This is a genomic window from Pseudomonas sp. B15(2017) (genome assembly GCF_002113215.1).
Lineage (GTDB): Bacteria > Pseudomonadota > Gammaproteobacteria > Pseudomonadales > Pseudomonadaceae > Aquipseudomonas.
The window spans coordinates 1-16,939 of the sequence record NZ_NEJZ01000020.1 but is presented as its reverse complement, the minus strand read 5'-3'; the positions used below and the strand labels follow the sequence as shown (position 1 = coordinate 16,939).

Below are 16,939 nucleotides of genomic sequence, written 5' to 3'. Positions count from 1 at the left end.
ATGGCTCAGGGTCTGAAACCCTGAGCCAACAGCCACCCGCGAACGGCTCGCCCCTGCTCGAGCGTCAACCCCGCCAGCACCTGATCCGCCGGCTCATCGCGCAAGCGCCGCACCAGCGGAGCCAGCTCTACGCCTTGCACATGCCAGATCCCCAGCGGCTGATCCGCCGTAATCACCACCTCGGCCTCATCGACAAACCCGTCACGCAGCACCGGCATCCGCTCGATCCGCAACGCGGAAAAATCCACCGCAGCATGGGCCACTTCGGCGTCGGGCCATTGCCGCCGCGCCTGCCAGAACGGTCGATCCAGCCAGCGCTGTTCATCGGCATAAAAGTCCCGGCCAATTCGCGCAAATCGCAAGAACAATTGCTCGACTCGCTGACGGTGAAAACGCTGGGCCAGTGCCGTCCGTTCAGGTTTGCGCAACAACGTGTTGATCACCACCGGCGCCTGCAACGCCGAGGACAGAGACTGAAAAATCCCATTGCCTGACAGCGGGTCCACCGCCATCGCGGCATCGCCAACGCGAATCCAGTTATCGCCACAAACCTGCGCCGCCAGAATCGCCGTGCTGCTGCGGGCATGCAGTTGCAACGCCGATTCCTGCCCGCCGGCAAAGAACGCTTGAGCAAAATCCGAGGCCTGCCGTCGCGCGCGGCAGTGATCGAGCAACTGCGCCTTGCTCGGCAACGCGGCACTGGCGACGTCCACGGTCCATTGCCAATAACACTGGCCGTCGTCCTGCCGCGCCATCCACGCCCAACCGTCTTCAAGGCTTTCCACGGCACTGGCCGTCACCCCCGGCGCGCCTTGCCAGCGATTGAGCAGGCTGACCGTCTCCGGCCCGCGCAGCCCCTTGCCAGACGCCGGCGCCTGTCGGCCCCGGGCTTCTACCAGAAAATCCGCCGTTAGCGTCCGACCGCCATCAAGTTCAACCCGATGACCGTCCGCCGAAGGCTGAACATTCAGGACTCGCCCTTCAATCACCTCGACCCCGGCCATCCGCAAGCTTTCCCGCAAACCGCGATCAAAGGTCGGGCGATCCAACAAAAACTCGATGTTCTGCGCATGCTGTTGGCCGTTCCATGAAACCTGTCGCTGGGACGGCAACGTGGCATCCGCCAGCGCGTGATTCAACCCGGCACCGCGCAACGCCTCCAGTACCCGTTGCGACACACCTTCGAGCGCCGCAAACCGGCGCCATTCGCTGATCAGCGTCACGGCGTAACCCAGCCGTCGCAGCCCCAACGCCACCGCCGCGCCGGCCGGCCCGGCACCGAGAATCAGGATCGCAGTCATGGACCGAAACGCCGTTCAGGGCCGCGATAACCAGCGTGCCGTTTCAGCCAGTCGATCACTTCGGCATTGCTCGCCTGCGGATGCTCCAGCAGATAGCCAGCAATATGCCCGCTCAACGCTGCACACCCCAGACTGGCCCCCGACTGTCCCGGATAAGTGCCGCGTACACACGCCGCAAAATCCGCCTGCGCACTGTCGAGCCATGACCATTGCTCATCCGTGCAACGCGCGTCGCCAGTTACCCGGAGCACCTGCGGATAACTCGCCGGAAACACCGCCGCCCCCTGCGCCGGGCTCGACGCACACAGCAACACACCGCGGGCCACCGCCGCTGCGCAGGCCTCGCGCAACAGGCTGCGATCCTGACGTAAACCCAGGCTCAGATTGATCTGCCGCACGTTCTGCGTCACCAGCCAATCGATGGCCGCAGAAATCTGCAAGGCACTGGTGACGCCGCGCTGATCGAACACCTGAGCCACGCAGATTCGCGCCGCCGGTGCCCGACGCCTGATCGCCTCGATCACCGCGCTGCCATGCCCGAGTGGATCATCGCGCAACTCCGATTCCGCCAGTCCGTCCTCCAGCAATGAGAATCGCCGCCCGGCAATCACCTGAACCCGTTGCGCTGCCGAGTGCCCGCTATCGACCACACCGATTCGCAACTCAGGCTTCATGCAGCACCGTTTTCGAAATGAGCACACCGTCGAGCAATTCAAAGCGCAGGTCGGCATCGGCCAGGGTCGACGGACGATGGCTGATCAGAATCCGCGTGCGCCCGGCAAACAAGCGGTCGATGGCTTCGATCACCTCGCGTTCAGTGGTTTCGTCGACTGCCGAGGTGGCTTCGTCCAGCACCAGAATCAGCGGATCCTGCAACAGCGCCCGGGCAATCGCGATGCGCTGTTTCTGCCCGCCGGACAACTGCTGACCGCGCTCGCCCAACGGGCTGTCGAGACCTTCGGGCAATGACGCGATCAGGCTGTCGAGTTGCGCCAGCCGTGCGACTTCGGCGATGGCTTCGCGGCTGGCGTCCGGCACCGCGTAAGCCAGGTTGTCGGCGAGGCTTCCACGAAACAGCACGATGTCCTGACTGACCACGGCGATGCGTCGACGCAGTTCGAACAACTCCAGTTCACGCAGATCCACTTCGCCGAGCAGCACTCGTCCGGATTGCGGATCGTGATGCCGTTGCAGCAGATCGATCAGCGTCGATTTGCCGACGCCGGAGCCGCCACTCAAGGCGACTTTCAAACCGTAGGGAATCGTCGCCTCGATGCCACTCAACGTGCTTGGACGACCCGGATGGCTGAAGTGCACCGCATCGAAACGCAGCTCCCCCGAAGTCGGAAACGGTTTCGGCGTGACCGGTGAAAACACCGTGGGTTCTTCGCCGCGCAACTCCATGACCCGACCGAGGCTGACGGTCATGCGCTGGATCGCCACGTACAGTCCCAACAGGCTCTGCACCGGTCCGACCGCCATTCCCAGATAGGTGGAAAACGCGATCAGCGCGCCGAGTTGCCAAGTACCCTGCACCACCCAATAACCACCGATCAAAAACGCGCAGGCACGGGACAGCGAGGTCAACGTGCCGGGCACGGCCTGGGTGAAAAACTCGGTGACTTGCAGGCGCAGCAACTGATTCATATAGCCCTGCCCGAGGTTTTCCAGGCGCCGCGCTTCACGCTGCTGCTGGCCGGCGGACTGGATGAATTTCATCACCGGCAGGGTCTCGACCATAAATGACGACATGTCTGCCGAACGCTCACGCAACTGCCGCACATCACGCTCGACCTTGCGCCGCATCCAGCGCAGCCACAGCACGTCGAGCGGAATCAGCACCAGCGCCAGCAGCGACAGTTTCCACGACAGGGTGAACAGCATCGCGATCGCCACCACCAGGCCGATCACACTCGATACCGCCGAGAACAACGAGTCCACGGCGAAGCGTTGAATCTCCGCCACATCGCCGTCGAGCCGCGACATCAAATCACCGATCCGCCGCTGGCCGTAGAAGCTCGGCGACAGCTTCTGCAAATGCCGGTAAAGGTCATCGCGCAGGGCAAACAGAATCCGCCCGGACAGCCGCGTGTGCAGATAGCGGTTGATCCCTGATAACGCCGTGCCGAGCAGGCCGGCGATGATCATCAGCACCGCGATCATGACCAGCATCGGGAAGTTGCGTGCCAGCAGCCCGTCGTCGATCAGCAGCTTGACCAGCCACGGCTGCACCAGCACCAGCAGCGACGCGCAAACCGACAGACCGAGCAGGCCGACAATCGCAAGCCGCTGCGGCCGCACAAACCCATACAACCAACGCAACGCCGCTTGCAGCGCGGCGGGGTTCTGGCTGTCGATCAGCCGCACGAACAGGCGCTGCATCACGGGCGCAACTGTTTGAGTTTGCGGTACAGGGTCGCGCGGCTGATGCCCAGAGCATTGGCCGCAGCCGAGACATTGCCCTGATGGGCGTCGAGGGACTGGCGGATCATCTCCAGTTCGTTCTCGCGAATGCTGCCGGTCTGGGGTTTCTCGGTGGCGCAGAGTTCGTCGAGCATGCTGTCGGGCAGGTGATCGAGGGTCAGCAGCGTTTCCCCCGGCTCGCGCATCGCCAGCGCGGTTCGCAGCACCATTTCCAGTTGGCGGATGTTGCCCGGCCAGTGATACGCGCCGAGCAGGCGATTGAGGTCGTCGTGCAGCACGGCGTTCGGTGCGTCGAGCTTGCTCAGCAGCCGAGTGACCAGCGCGCTGAAGTCATCGCGCTCGCGCAGGGCCGGAAGCATCACGCTGATGCCGTTGACCCGGTAGAACAGGTCTTCGCGAAACTGTTTGTCCTCGACCTGACGCTTGAGGTCGCGGTGGGTGGCGCAGATCAGCGCGACGTCGATATCCTGCTCTTCCCCGGCCCCCAGCGGCGCGACTTTACGATCCTGCAAAACGCGCAGCAGCCGCGCTTGCAGGGCCAGCGGCATGTCGCCGATTTCATCGAGAAATAGCGTGCCGCCATGGGCCTGTTGCAGACGTCCGATCATGCCGCCCCGACGCGATCCGGTGAAGGCACCTTCGCGATAGCCGAACAGTTCCGACTCGATCAGGCCTTCGGGAATTGCTGCGCAGTTCACGGCCACAAACGGTTTGTCGCTGCGGCTGCCGGCCAGGTGCAGGGCGCGGGCGATCACTTCCTTACCGGTGCCGGTCTCGCCAAGCAGCAACACCGGCAATTCATTGGCCAGACCTTGGCGGGCCATGCGCAGGGCACGGGCATAACGGACGTTGTTGCCGGCCAGTGCTTCCAGATCGGGTTGCGCCTTGGCGGTTTTCGCCACGCTGCGCGGCGGGCCGCCGAGGTTGACCGAACGCGCCGGGGCTCGCAGGGTCTTGTAGAAAAATTCGCCCTTGGCGGTCTGCACACTGCCGACACCGCCCTGTTGCAGACGGGTCAGCAACTGCACGCCATCGACCCCGAGAAATTCCTCGCAGCGCTTGCCGACCAGTGCCGAACGCTCGGCCCGCAGCAACTGGCAGGCCTGGGCGCTGACCGCCAGAATCTGCCCGCCGAGACTGACTGCCAGCAGGCCTTGCCACGGCGATTCCAGATACTGCCGGCGACTGTGGAAGGCGAGGACGATCTGATCGGGAAAGCTGTTGTTGAACACCCGGCTCTCGATCTGGCTGACCGCCATGCTCAGCAGCGCGGTGCTGTCGTGAACGCGGCCGAGGGGGCCTTCGCGGGTCAGGTCGAGGACGCCAAGAATTTCGCCCTGAGGGCAATGGATCGGCACCGAGGTGCAGGAAAAATCGGTGAGACGGTCGAGGTAATGTTCGCCGCAATCGATCAGTGTGGGACGCGCTTCGACCAGCGCCGTGCCGAGGGCGTTGGTGCCACGGGCGGCTTCGCTCCAGCAGGCGCCGAGGGTGATGTCCTGCAGACCGCTGCCCTTGAGCCGGTCGGCCCGTCCCTCGACGGCGAGGATAGTGGCGTCGGAATTGGCGAGGATGATCAGGCCTTCCTTGCCCTGACGTTCGGCCAGGTAATCGATGGTCGGTATCGCCGCATCGATCAGCAGGCGATTGCTCGCCAGCAATACATCGAGACTGGCGCTCGATTCCAGCGCCAGCTCATGCTTGCCATTGAAATGCACGCCGTGGCTCAGGCTGCGCCGCCACGAAGCATCGATCTCCGCACGCAACACGCCATCCGGGACTTGCCCTTCGAGATGGAGTTTTTCCCGGGCCAGCCGGGCTTCGTGGTGAGACTTGGGATCGGTTGTTTTTATAAGAGTCATCAAGCGCTCCGGAGCGGTCCGCTTTGCGCTTCTTTATATCAGCGCCCTGACGCCAATGTTTACGTTAACGTCAGGGCGATGGCAAGCACCGTAGGGCGCTAGTGTTCCAGCAGGCGGACCGGCTCAATATTCTTCGCGAGCAAACTCGCTCCCACAGGGACTGGCATTGAACACAAATACTGAATTCAAATCGGTCATCTGTGGGAGCGAGCTTGCTCGCGAAAGCGATTGATCAATCAACTCGACTATCAGGGTTGCCAGACCTCGGCATTCACGAAAAATGCCCGGGCATTGTCTTCGAGACTTTCCAGGTGATAACCGCCCTCCTGCACGATCAGGCATGGCAGGCCCAGACTGCGGATTCGCTCACCCAATGCTGCAAAGCCTTCACGGGTGACGGCGACTTTGCTTTGCGGGTCCAGCTCATAGATATCGAAGCCGAGCGACAGCACCAGCACCTCGGCGCCGAACTCCCGCACCGCCGTCAATGCGACTTCAAGTTGCCCAAGAAAATCCGCTTCGCTTGATCCATGAGCCATCGGCAGGTTGAGGTTAAAGCCCTCCCCTGCGCCGCTGCCGCGTTCGTCGGCGAACCCGGCGACGCCCGGATAGAAGTTGGTCGGATCGCCATGCACCGAGACGTAAAGAACGTCATCGCGGTCGTAGAAAATTTCCTGGATGCCTTGGCCGTGGTGCATGTCGGTGTCGAGCACGGCGACTTTATCGAACTTGTCGCGCAACACCTGCGCCGCCACCGCCGCGTTGTTCACGTAGCAAAAACCGCCCGCCGCTGCGGCCCGTGCGTGATGTCCCGGTGGACGGCAAAGCGCATAAGCCGCCGGCTCGCCATCGATCAATGCCTGAGCCCCCGCCACTGCGCTTTGCGCCGACCAGTAGGCCGAGCGCCAGGTCTGTTCGCCGACCGGGCAACTGCCGTCCGCCAGATAGCGCGCCGCCTGGGCGAGGATGCCGCGCAGGGCGTTGGGCTCACGGACGAAAATGTTCGACATCACCTCGTCGCCCCAGTCTTCGGGGATTTCCTTCCAGCGTGCATGCGCTTCCTGAAGGAACGTCAGATAAGGCGCGCCATGCACCGCCAGCAACGGCGCGAGGCCGGCATCGGCGGGCTGCTCGACACTGAAGCCCAGACCGTGGGCCGCCTGCACCAGACGCTGCGCGCGCTCGGGGACTTCCTGTGGCGTGCGCATCTGCCCGCGCGAGTAATAGCTGCGTGGATGGTGGAGCAATTGTTCGGGATGGAAAAAACTGCGCATGGGATGAACTCCTGTCAGTCAGCATGGTGTTCTACTGTGGGAGCGAGCTTGCTCGCGATGGCGGAGGGTCATCCAACAACTTCGGTGACTGATCGAACGTCATCGCGAGCAAGCTCGCTCCCACAGGGGTCCTGTTTATTCAGCTCGACCGGCGCGGGCCAGCACGGCGTTGAGCAATACATCAGTGCCCTGCTTCACGTCTTCGGGCAACACATCTTCGGCTTCGTTGTGGCTCAGGCCACCCACGCACGGGATGAACACCATTGCCGTCGGGCAGTAACGCGCCAGGTGAATCGCGTCATGCCCGGCGCCGCTGACAATCGACTGCTGAGCGTAGCCCAGCGCATCCACCGCCTCTTGCACCGCCGCGACGCATTCGGCGTCGAACGGCGTGGCCGGGCTGGTCCAGTGCGGGGTAATCGTCAGGTTCAGGCCTCGGCCATCGGCAATCGCCTGCAAGCGGGCGCGCACTTGTTGCTCCATGGCAGCAATCGCTTCGTCACGGTGATGACGCAGATCGACGGTGAAATTCACCAGCCCCGGAATGGTGTTGCGCGAGGACTTGTTGATGCTCAACTCGCCGACCGTGGTCAGGCCCTCCGGCGCAAAATCCGTGGCCAGACCTTCGATTGCCTGGATCATCCGCGCCACACCGTACAACGCATCTTTGCGCAACGGCATTGGCGTGGTGCCGGCGTGGGCGGCCATGCCCTCCACGCGCACATCGAGCCAGCGGATCGCCTGACCGCCCGTGACCACGCCGATGCTCTTGGCGTTGTCTTCAAGGATCGGACCTTGCTCGATGTGCGCCTCAAAATACGCATCCACCGCGCCGCCCAACGGACGTTCACCGGCGTAACCGGTACGCTGCAAAGCCTCGGCAACGCTGATGCCATCGATATCGCGCACCGCCAGCGCGGCGTTCAGATCCATGATCCCGGTGAACACTGCCGAGCCGAACATGGCCGGAGTGAAGCGTGCGCCTTCCTCGTTGGTCCACACCGCCACTTCCAGCGGTTTGCGGGTCTGGATGTTGAGGTCGTTGAGGCAACGCACCACTTCCAGCCCGGCGAGCACGCCGTAGACGCCATCGAAACGCCCGCCTTCGGGCTGGGTGTCGAGGTGGCTGCCCATCATCACCGGCGCGGCGTCCGGATCGGTGCCGGCGCGTCGGGCGAACAAGTTGCCGATGGCATCCACACTCAAGGTCATGCCGGCTTCGCGGCACCAGTGGGCGAACAGTTCGCGGCCGGCCTTGTCTTCATCGCTCAACGCCAGACGGCAGCTGCCGCCTCGGGCTGTCGCACCGATTTCGGCCATGGCCATCAGGCTCGCCCACAGGCGTTCGCCATTGATTTTCAACATAAGGTTCTCCTGAAATTCCGGGTCAGGCACGGGCCATTTCCGCGCGATGGGCACTGGCGTGACGACGGGCGAGAGACAGCACGCAGACCAGCGAAATACCGGCGATCAGGCTGTAGAACACCGCCATCGGCCACCATTGCCCGGTGAACTTGTGCGCGAGCATCGTGCCGATCAGCGGCGTCAGACCACCGGCCACCGCGCCGCAGATCTGATAGGCCAGCGAGATTGCGGTGTAGCGCACGCGGGTCTCGAACATGCCGCTGACGTACCCGGCGATCACCGCGTAGAACGACGCCATGCACACCACCGCCAGCGCGATGCCGAGGATGATCAGCGGCGCCTGGGCCGAACTGACGAGCACGAACATCGGATACGGCGAGGCCATCGAGAGCAGCGAAACCAGGCACAGGAAACGCGTCGCGCCGATCTTCTGCGCCGTCCATGCGGCCAGCGGCTGAATGCAGAACTGGATGATCGCGACGAAGAACAGGCATTCGAGAATCAGCGAACGTGGCAGCGCCAGTTGCTGAGTGGTGTAGGCGATCATGAAGGTATTGGTGAAATACACCCCGGCGATGCCCAGCGTGTTGGCGCCGATGCACAGCAACAGCGGACGCCACGCGGTGCGCAAGACTTCCATCACGGGGGCCTGTTCTTTCTTGATCTGTTTCGTGGCCTGCTCGCGGCTGGCGAGGAATTCCGGCGACTCGTTCACGCCCAGGCGAATCGCCAGACCTACCAGCAGCAACAGCGCACTGGCGAGGAACGGCAGACGCCAGCCCCAGCTCATCAGGTCTGCTTCGGGCAAGCGGGTCACCGCGCTGAAGGCCAACAGCGACAGAATCAAACCCGCCGGGCTGCCCAGTTGCGCGAACGACGCGAAGAAGTTGCGCCGGCCCTTCGGCGCATGCTCGCCGGCCATCAACACCGCCCCGCCCCACTCGCCGCCGACGGCGATGCCCTGGACGATGCGCAGCAGAATCAGCAGCACCGGCGCCGTCGCGCCAATCTGCGCGTAAGTCGGCAACAGACCGATGCACACCGTGACCACGCCCATCATCAGCAGCGTGATGATCAGCGATTTCTTGCGGCCAATGCGGTCGCCGATGTGGCCGAAAATGATCCCGCCCAATGGTCGGGCAAAGAAGCCCACGGCGAAGGTTCCGAACGCGGCCATGGTGCTGAACAGCGGATCGTCGGAGGGAAAGAACAGCGCGCCGAACACCAGTGCGGCGGCGGTGGCGTAGATGTAAAAGTCGTACCACTCGATCATGGTGCCGATGAAGGCTGCGGCCGCCGCACGGCGCGGCTGGTTCGAAGCGTGGGGCTTCATGGGGTCGGGCTCCTTTGATTGTTTTTTTGGCAGGAGGAAAACGCTGATTCCAGGGCACTCTGGCGGTGCCTGTCGTGGGGTGATTTATCGTCCCGGGGCTATGATTAGTCAATTTTCTATTTATTATTCCGATTATTACCTCACCTTATAATCGAGAACCGCCATGGCCGAACGCGACGTACAACGCCTGCTTAACGACCGCTTGGACTGGAATCTTTTGCGCACCTTTCGGGTGATCGGCCAGGAGCTGAGCATCAGCCGCGCCGCCGCGCGCCTGCACTTGACCCAACCGGCGGTGAGCCAGGCGCTCAAGCGCCTGGAGGAGCAACTGGGTCGCCAGTTGATCGCCCGGCGCGGCCCGCGATTTGCCCTCACTGAAGTCGGCGAGCAGATCTTCGAACTGGCCGGCGAGATCTACGGGCAGATGTCCCAGGTCAGCAGCCTGCTGGAACAACCGGCCGATGAAGTGATCGGCAAGGTTCGACTGCTGATCATCAGCCGGATCTTTTCCGAGCGCTTCGATGACTTCCTCGCTGACTTTCACCGGCAGTATCCACGGGTAGATCTGGAGGTGGATGTGATGCGCAGTTCGGACATCGTCAGTGCCCTTCAGGAGAAAACCGCGACCCTCGGCCTGAGCCTTAATCGCCGCCCGCAACCGCGACTGGAACAGCGTCTGTTCCTGCGTCAGCGTTATGCATTTTTCTGCGGCAAACACCACGCGCTGTTCGGCCGAAAGGACATCGGTGAAGGCGATTTGCAACGGGAAAATTTCGTCAGTTTCACCAGTGACCAAATTGGCGGGATGCTTTCGCCGCTGACGATTTTCCGCGATCAACAGGGCTTCAGCGGACGCATCGTTGCCTCATCGCCGAGCCTGGAAGAAGTGCGGCGACTGGTGATCGCCGGGTTCGGAATCGGTTGTTTGCCGGAGCACGTGGTAGCGGCAGACGTCGAGGCCGGATTGCTCTGGCGCCTGCCGCCCCACGAAGGGATTGCCGATGTCGACATTCATCTGCTGTGGAACCGCGACCAGCGCATGAGCCGCGCCGAGACGCTGTTCATCGAACGATTGCAGGCCTGTCTGGCGGATCAGTAACCGAGCAGTCGATCCACGCGGTTGAGCAGCGGTTCACCGGCATTCAGACGGCGGAAGTTCTCGGTGATCTGTTCGGCGATGCAGTCATGAGACGCCGCCGAAGCCATGTGCGGGGTGATGGTCACGCCCGGGGTTTTCCACAATGGATGGTCAGCGGGCAGCGGTTCCTGTTCGAAGACATCGAGCAGCGCACCGCGCAGTTTTCCACGGGCCAGCATCTGTTGCAGATCGTCGATGTTCAGGTGCCCGCCGCGCCCGACGTTGATCAGTGCCGCGCCGTTGGCCAGACGCTCGAAGGTCTGGCGATTGAGAATGCCGCGCGTCTCGTGGGTGAGTGGCAACAGGTTGATCAGCAACTCCACGCCGTCGAGAAATGAATTGAAAGCTTCAGTGCCGTCGAAGGTCTGCACGCCCGATAAATCCTTTTTGCTGCGCGCCCAGCCACGCACCTCGTAACCGGCGCTGGCCAGGTCTTGGGCAATCGCGCTGCCGAGCGAACCGAGCCCCATCACGCCGATTCGGAACTGATGGGCCGGGCGTTGCAGCGGTCGTTCCCAATGCTGGTGGCGCTGCTGCTCAAGGACTTGATCGAAGCCGCGATGATAGTGAATCACCGCCCAGCGCACGTACTCGGTCATGCCCTGGCGGTGGCCAGGATCGACCACCCGGCATACCGGCAGATCGGGGCACGACGGATCGTGCTCCAGGTGATCGATACCGGCTGCAACCGAGTGAATCACTTGCAGGTTGGGTAACGCAGCAAGACTGCCCGGCAGCGGAAACCAGCACGCCGCCATCTGCGCATTTACCGCCCGGGGATCATCGGCCAGCACCGACGAGAGCTGCGGCGCACGGCGGGCAAAGGCTTCCTGCAATTGCTTGAGCAACAGCGAGTCGCGGGACATCAGTGCAACGGTGTTCATGACAGATAGGACTCGCGCTGGGATTCGATCAGGGTCAAGGCGGCCTCCCAGGCCAGGTCGATGATGTTGTCCTGTTCATCGCGGTCGAACTGTTCGGCGGTGTGGGCACAGACTTCCGGCGACGGGAAATGCAGCTCGCAACCGCCGGCAAGCGCCTGTACTTGCGCCTGGCAGGCACGCTCCAGAAAGTGGATTTCCTGAAATGCCTGGGCTACGCCGGATCCGCCGACCAGCAAGCCGTGATTGCGCAGGATCATCGCGCGATGTGGGCCGAGGTCGGCGATCAACCGCTCACGTTCATCCAGCGACAGCGCGATGCCTTCGTAGGTGTGATACGCCAGTTTTCCGTAGAACTTCAATGCATGCTGACTGATCGGCAGCAGGCCTTGTTTCTGCGCAGCGACGGCCATGCCGGCGGCGGTGTGGGTGTGGATCACGCAGTTCAGATCCGGGCGCGCCATGTGGATCGCCGAGTGGATCACGAACCCGGCGGCGTTGACCCGATGCCCGGCGTATTCAGGGTCGACGATGCGTCCGTCCTGATCGATGCGCACCAGATCGGAAGCGCGCATGCGGTCAAAGATCACGCCGTAGCGATTGATCAGGAAATGATGCTCCGGCCCCGGAATCCGCAGGGTGATGTGCGTGTCGATCAGGTCGGTCATGCGAAAGTGCGCAATCAAGCGGTACAGCGCAGCGAGCTCGCAACGGGCTTGCCATTCGATCGGGTCAATGTGGGCGGGTTTACTCACGAATACACCTCTTTGTTGGTATGAAGGACGACCGGGTTGGCCCGCAGACGAGCGAGGCCACAGACACCGATCAGCGACAGGGCCGACAGCAGCGTGAAGAACACCGCCAATGGCAGCCACTGCCCGGAAAACTTGCTGGCCAACAGCGTGCCGATCAGCGGCGTGGTACCGCCGGCGACCGCGCAGCTCAGTTGATAAGCGATGGAGATGCCCGAATAGCGCAGGTGCACCGGGAAGGCCTGGGTCATGTACCCGGCGATCACCGCGTACAGGGCCGAGAGGATCACCACCGCGACGGCAATGCCGAGGGTCATCAACAGGATGTTCTGAGTGCCGACCAGCAGGAACATCGGGTACGGCGTGACCATGCACAGCAGCGCCACCAACATCAGGAATCGCCCTTCGCCGATGCGCTCGGCGAGCAGCGCCGACAACGGTTGCGAGAGCAATTGAATGATCGTCACCAGGAACAGGCAGTCGAGAATGGTCGAGCGCGGAATGCCCTGATATTGGGTGACGTAGGTGATCATGAAGGTGTTGGTGAAGAAGAATCCTGCCGAGCCGATGGTGACGGCGGCGGCCGCGAACAGGATCTGACGCCAGCACTGGCGAATCACGTCTTTCACCGGGTATTTGGCGGTTTCGTTGTTGTCCCTGGCCTTGGCGAATTCCGGCGATTCATGCACCCCGGAACGGATCATCAGACCGACCATCATCAGCACGCCGCTGGCCAGAAACGGCAGACGCCAGCCCCAGGCGAGGAAGTCTTCCGGGGACAGCGACGTCACCAGTCGGAACGCGATCAACGCCAGCAGTAAACCTGCCGGGCTGCCGAGCTGGGCGAACGAGGCGTAGAAGGTTTTGCGTTTGGCCGGAGCGTGCTCACTGGCCATCAACACCGCTCCGCCCCACTCGCCGCCGACGGAGATGCCCTGAATCAGACGAAGAACAATCAGACCGATGGGCGCCCAGATGCCGACGCTGGCATAGCTCGGCAACAGACCGATTCCGGCGGTGGCCAGCCCCATCAGCGCCATGGTCACCAGCAGCATTTTCTTGCGGCCCAGACGATCGCCCAAATGACCGAACACCATACCGGCCATCGGCCGGGCGATGAAGCCAACGGCGAAACTGCCGAACGCGGCGAGCGTGCTGGTCACCGGGTCGCTGCTGGGAAAGAACACTTGCCCGAGCACCAGCGCGGCGGCGGTGGCGTAGATATAGAAATCGTAGAATTCGATGGTCGTGCCAATGAAGGCAGCGGCCGCGGCGCGACGCGGCTGAGCGGTGGTGTGCATGCAAGAACCCTGTGTATTTATAGTTTTAGGCAGGTGTCGAGGCGGGTGACAGTCGCGCTCTGTGGCGCTTGTGGGCTTTATCGCTTCCGTGACAGGATTAGTCAATTTTCAAAAACTTATCTTTACTATTAGTGTGGCTACTACATGACTTCTTCCGCTAATCCCTGGGTCGGACGGCGTTTTCTCAATGATCGGCTGGACTGGAACCTGCTTCGCACCTATCTGGTGATCGGGCAAGAAGGCAGCATGAGCCGCGCTGCCGCCCGATTGCACATCACCCAATCGGCGGTCAGTCAGGCATTGAAACGTCTCGAAGAACAACTGGATTGTGTGCTGATTGCGCGCAGCGGACGGCGTTTTGATCTGACGGAAACCGGGGAAGAAGTCCTGCGAATTGCGACGGATATCTACGGTGACATCTCCCGTTTGGGCACCGTGGTCGAGAAACGCCATGACGACGTGGTGGGCAAGATCCGTATCCTCACCGTCAGTGGTGTCCAGGCGCGGCATTACGATGAGTTTCTTGCGGACTTCCACGAGACTCATCCAAAAATCGAGCTGGAAGTCGAGGTGATGGGCAGTTCGAACATCATCAGTTCGCTGCTGCAGAAGACCGCTACGGTGGGAGTGGGATTGTGTCGTTTACCGCAGCCGAGGCTGGAACAACGGGTTTTGTTTCGTGAGCGCTATGCGTACTTTTGCGGGCAGCGCCATCGACTGTTCGGGCAGCAGAATCTGACGCTGGAGCAATTGGCGGCGGAGAACTTTGTCAGCTTCACCAGTGATCAGCTTGGCGGCAATCTTTCACCGTTGACGCTGTTTCGTGACCAGCAAGGATTTACCGGCAAGATCGTCGCTTCCTCCACCAGTTTCGAAGAGATTTATCGTTTGATCTGCGCAGGGTTCGGGATTGGCTGTCTGCCGACCCACCTGGTACGAAGGGATGTCGAACAAGGTTTGCTATGGCGCTTGCCGCCGGAAGACGGAGTGGTGGATTTCGATATCCAGCTGCTGTGGAATCGCGAACAGAAGATGACCCAGGCGGAAACGGTGTTCCTCGACAGCTTCCAGCACATGCTCAGCTTACGTGAGCCTGTGCTGTGAAGCTGCGATGGATTACACGTGTGGATCGCCCGGCGCCTTGGTCGGCGCAGCGTATTGAGGTTTGAGGTGGCCGTCCTGATCGAGTAGCCAGGCGTCCATGATCTGCCGCACCACGGGACCTGCGACTCGACCACCGGCCTCGCCGTTTTCGATCATCACCGAAATCGCGATTTTCGGATGCTCGGCCGGGGCAAAACCGACGAACAAGGCGTTGTCACGATGGCGCTCAAGGGTTTTCTCGCGGTTGTAGCGCTCGCCCTGCTTGATCGCCACTACTTGCGCCGTACCACTCTTGCCGGCGATGCGGTATTGCGCGCCGGCCGCCGCCGCACGTGCGATACCTCGGGCGTCGTGCATCACCATCTGCATACCGTGGTTGACCTGGTCCCAGTCACGCGGATCCTTGAGCAGGATGTTCGGCATCGGGTGTTCGTCCACCGGCGCCACACCGTCGACGGTCTTGGCCAGGTGCGGACGGTTCCAGATGCCCTTGTTGGCAATCAGCGCAGTGGCTTGAGCCAGTTGCAGCGGCGTGACTTGCATGTAGCCCTGGCCGATGCCGAGGATCACGGTTTCGCCGGGGAACCAGGCTTGCCGACGCGTGGCGCGCTTCCAGGCCTGGGACGGCATCAGACCGGGCGACTCCTCGAACATGTCGAGCGAGACTTTCTCGCCGAGGCCGAACATCGCCATGTAGTCATGCAGGCGGTCGATGCCGAGCTTGTGCGCCAGGTCGTAGAAGTAAGTGTCGTTGGAGCGCATGATCGCTGCGTCCATGTCCACCCAGCCATCGCCACTGTGGTTCCAGTTGCGGTACTTATGATCGAAGTCCGGCAGTTGGTAATAGCCAGGATCGAAGACCCGGGTTTGTGGTGTGACGACACCGGCGTCGAGGCCAGCGATGGCCACCTCCGGCTTGATCGTCGAACCGGGCGCGTACAGGCCTCGCAGCACGCGGTTGAACAGCGGACGGTCGATGGAGTCACGCAGCGCGGAATATTCCTTGGAGCTGATACCGGTCACGAACAGATTGGGGTCGAAGCTCGGGTTGCTGACCATGGCCAGCACTTCGCCGGTCGACGGGTCCAGCGCAACCACTGAGCCCCGACGGTCGCCCAATGCGGCTTCGGCGGCTTCTTGGAGCTTGATATCAAGGCTGAGGACGATGTTTTTGCCGGGTATCGGGTCGGTGTGTTTCAGGACCCGCAGAACGCGGCCTTGAGCATTGGTCTCCACTTCCTCGTAACCGACGTGGCCGTGCAGTTGTGGCTCGTAGAAGCGTTCGACACCGGTCTTGCCGATCGATTGGGTGCCACGGTATTCGACGGAATCGAGGGTCTTGGATTCTTTCTCGTTGATGCGGCCGACGTAGCCAATCGAGTGTGCGAAGTGTGCGCCCAGTGGATAGTTACGAACGAATTGCGGCTCGACATCCAGGCCTGGCAGACGGAACTCGTTGACTGCCAGCACGGCGATTTGTTCTTCGGTCAGTTCATAGAACAGCGTTACGGGTGTAAACGGATGGCGCGACTGCTTCATGGCCTTGTCGAAGACTGTTCGGTCTTCGGGTGGCAGGTGCAGGAGGCTAATGACCTCGTCCAGCTCCTGGTTGACGTCAGTCGCACGTTCTCTTGTGATCGTCAGGTTATAGCTGGGACGGTTATCGGCCAGCAACACGCCATTGCGATCGTAGATCAGGCCACGTGTCGGCGGGATCGGCAGGACATGGACGCGGTTGTTTTCGGAGATGGTCGAGTGATAGTCGAACTCGACGACTTGCAGGATGTACAGGCGCACAACCAGGGCGCAACTGACGGAGAAGACGAACAAGGCACAGGCGATCAGGCGTTTGTTGACCAGTCGTGTCTCTTTTTCGTGATCCTTGATAGGGATGGGTTCGGGCATTTCTGCAGCCACTCTTTGACAAAAATGAGCGCCGATCCTTGGGCGTGACATCAGTCCGTTAAAAAACGAGCTGCACCATACCAAAAACCGGGCGGTCATTTCAGAGGGATTTCCCCAATGGTTGCTGTTACGACGGTCGAGCACTTTCCTGCGGGCAAAACAAAACCCCAACTGCTTTCGCAATTGGGGTTTCGGAATTTAATCTTGACGATGACCTACTCTCACATGGGGAAACCCCACACTACCATCGGCGATGCATCGTTTCACTTCTGAGTTCGGGATGGGATCAGGTGGTTCCA

The 16,939-nt window shown here is 61.8% G+C and carries 13 protein-coding genes and 1 rRNA gene; 2 read left to right on the top strand and 12 right to left on the bottom strand.

The window, feature by feature from the left end; all coding sequences use genetic code 11:
* Positions 1–5: 5 nt before the first annotated feature.
* From CAF73_RS25000 to CAF73_RS24970, 7 genes are all read right to left on the bottom strand, one after another.
* Positions 6–1,301, bottom strand: coding sequence for an FAD-dependent monooxygenase (locus tag CAF73_RS25000; protein ID WP_085704532.1), 1,296 nt, complete (start codon positions 1,299–1,301; stop codon positions 6–8).
* Positions 1,298–1,975 (bottom strand): S8 family serine peptidase, encoded by a 678-nt coding sequence (locus CAF73_RS24995; RefSeq protein WP_085704530.1) that lies wholly within the window; start codon positions 1,973–1,975, stop codon positions 1,298–1,300. Before CAF73_RS24995 ends, CAF73_RS25000 begins: the two co-directional genes overlap by 4 nt.
* Complete coding sequence (locus tag CAF73_RS24990; protein ID WP_085704528.1) at positions 1,965–3,683, bottom strand: ABC transporter ATP-binding protein; 1,719 nt, start codon at positions 3,681–3,683, stop codon at positions 1,965–1,967. The genes CAF73_RS24995 and CAF73_RS24990 overlap by 11 nt, the downstream gene beginning before the upstream one ends.
* Positions 3,683–5,587: a sigma-54-dependent Fis family transcriptional regulator gene (locus CAF73_RS24985; RefSeq protein WP_085704526.1), complete on the bottom strand. Its 1,905-nt coding sequence runs from the start codon at positions 5,585–5,587 to the stop codon at positions 3,683–3,685. The genes CAF73_RS24990 and CAF73_RS24985 overlap by 1 nt, the downstream gene beginning before the upstream one ends.
* A 248-nt stretch (positions 5,588–5,835) precedes the next feature.
* Positions 5,836–6,861, bottom strand: coding sequence for a histone deacetylase family protein (locus CAF73_RS24980; RefSeq protein ID WP_085704524.1), 1,026 nt, complete (start codon positions 6,859–6,861; stop codon positions 5,836–5,838).
* Positions 6,862–6,996: 135 nt separating this feature from the next.
* On the bottom strand, positions 6,997–8,226 hold the full coding sequence (locus CAF73_RS24975) for a Zn-dependent hydrolase (protein WP_085704522.1): 1,230 nt from the start codon (positions 8,224–8,226) through the stop codon (positions 6,997–6,999).
* Between the two features lie 22 nt (positions 8,227–8,248).
* Positions 8,249–9,559 carry an MFS transporter gene (locus CAF73_RS24970; RefSeq protein WP_085704520.1) on the bottom strand — a complete coding sequence of 437 codons (1,311 nt, stop codon included), beginning with the start codon at positions 9,557–9,559 and terminating at the stop codon, positions 8,249–8,251.
* Positions 9,560–9,722: 163 nt separating this feature from the next.
* On the opposite strand from CAF73_RS24970, the gene CAF73_RS24965 reads away from it, so the two are divergent.
* Complete coding sequence (locus tag CAF73_RS24965; protein WP_085704518.1) at positions 9,723–10,658, top strand: LysR family transcriptional regulator; 936 nt, start codon at positions 9,723–9,725, stop codon at positions 10,656–10,658.
* Here CAF73_RS24965 and CAF73_RS24960 read toward each other — a convergent pair.
* Genes CAF73_RS24960 through CAF73_RS24950 form a run of 3 tightly spaced genes read right to left on the bottom strand, consistent with a single transcriptional unit; the run spans position 10,652 to position 13,631 of the window.
* Positions 10,652–11,581 carry a glyoxylate/hydroxypyruvate reductase A gene (locus CAF73_RS24960; RefSeq protein ID WP_085704516.1) on the bottom strand — a complete coding sequence of 310 codons (930 nt, stop codon included), beginning with the start codon at positions 11,579–11,581 and terminating at the stop codon, positions 10,652–10,654. The genes CAF73_RS24965 and CAF73_RS24960 overlap by 7 nt on opposite strands.
* Entirely contained in the window at positions 11,578–12,333 is a 756-nt protein-coding gene (locus CAF73_RS24955) for a class II aldolase/adducin family protein (RefSeq protein WP_011335215.1), read from the bottom strand. The genes CAF73_RS24960 and CAF73_RS24955 overlap by 4 nt, the downstream gene beginning before the upstream one ends.
* Entirely contained in the window at positions 12,330–13,631 is a 1,302-nt protein-coding gene (locus CAF73_RS24950) for an MFS transporter (protein ID WP_085704514.1), read from the bottom strand. Before CAF73_RS24950 ends, CAF73_RS24955 begins: the two co-directional genes overlap by 4 nt.
* Before the next feature lie 144 nt (positions 13,632–13,775).
* Here CAF73_RS24950 and CAF73_RS24945 point away from each other — a divergent pair, with 144 nt between their 5' ends.
* Positions 13,776–14,735: a LysR family transcriptional regulator gene (locus CAF73_RS24945; protein WP_085704512.1), complete on the top strand. Its 960-nt coding sequence runs from the start codon at positions 13,776–13,778 to the stop codon at positions 14,733–14,735.
* 12 nt (positions 14,736–14,747) lie between these two features.
* Here CAF73_RS24945 and mrdA read toward each other — a convergent pair whose 3' ends face one another.
* Both mrdA and rrf read right to left on the bottom strand, forming a co-directional pair.
* The gene (gene mrdA, locus CAF73_RS24940; protein ID WP_085704510.1) at positions 14,748–16,640 is read right to left on the bottom strand and encodes a penicillin-binding protein 2; all 1,893 of its coding nucleotides are present in this window, start codon (positions 16,638–16,640) and stop codon (positions 14,748–14,750) included.
* A 202-nt stretch (positions 16,641–16,842) separates the two neighbouring features.
* Positions 16,843–16,939: ribosomal RNA gene (gene rrf / locus CAF73_RS24935) — 5S ribosomal RNA — on the bottom strand; the annotation flags it as partial.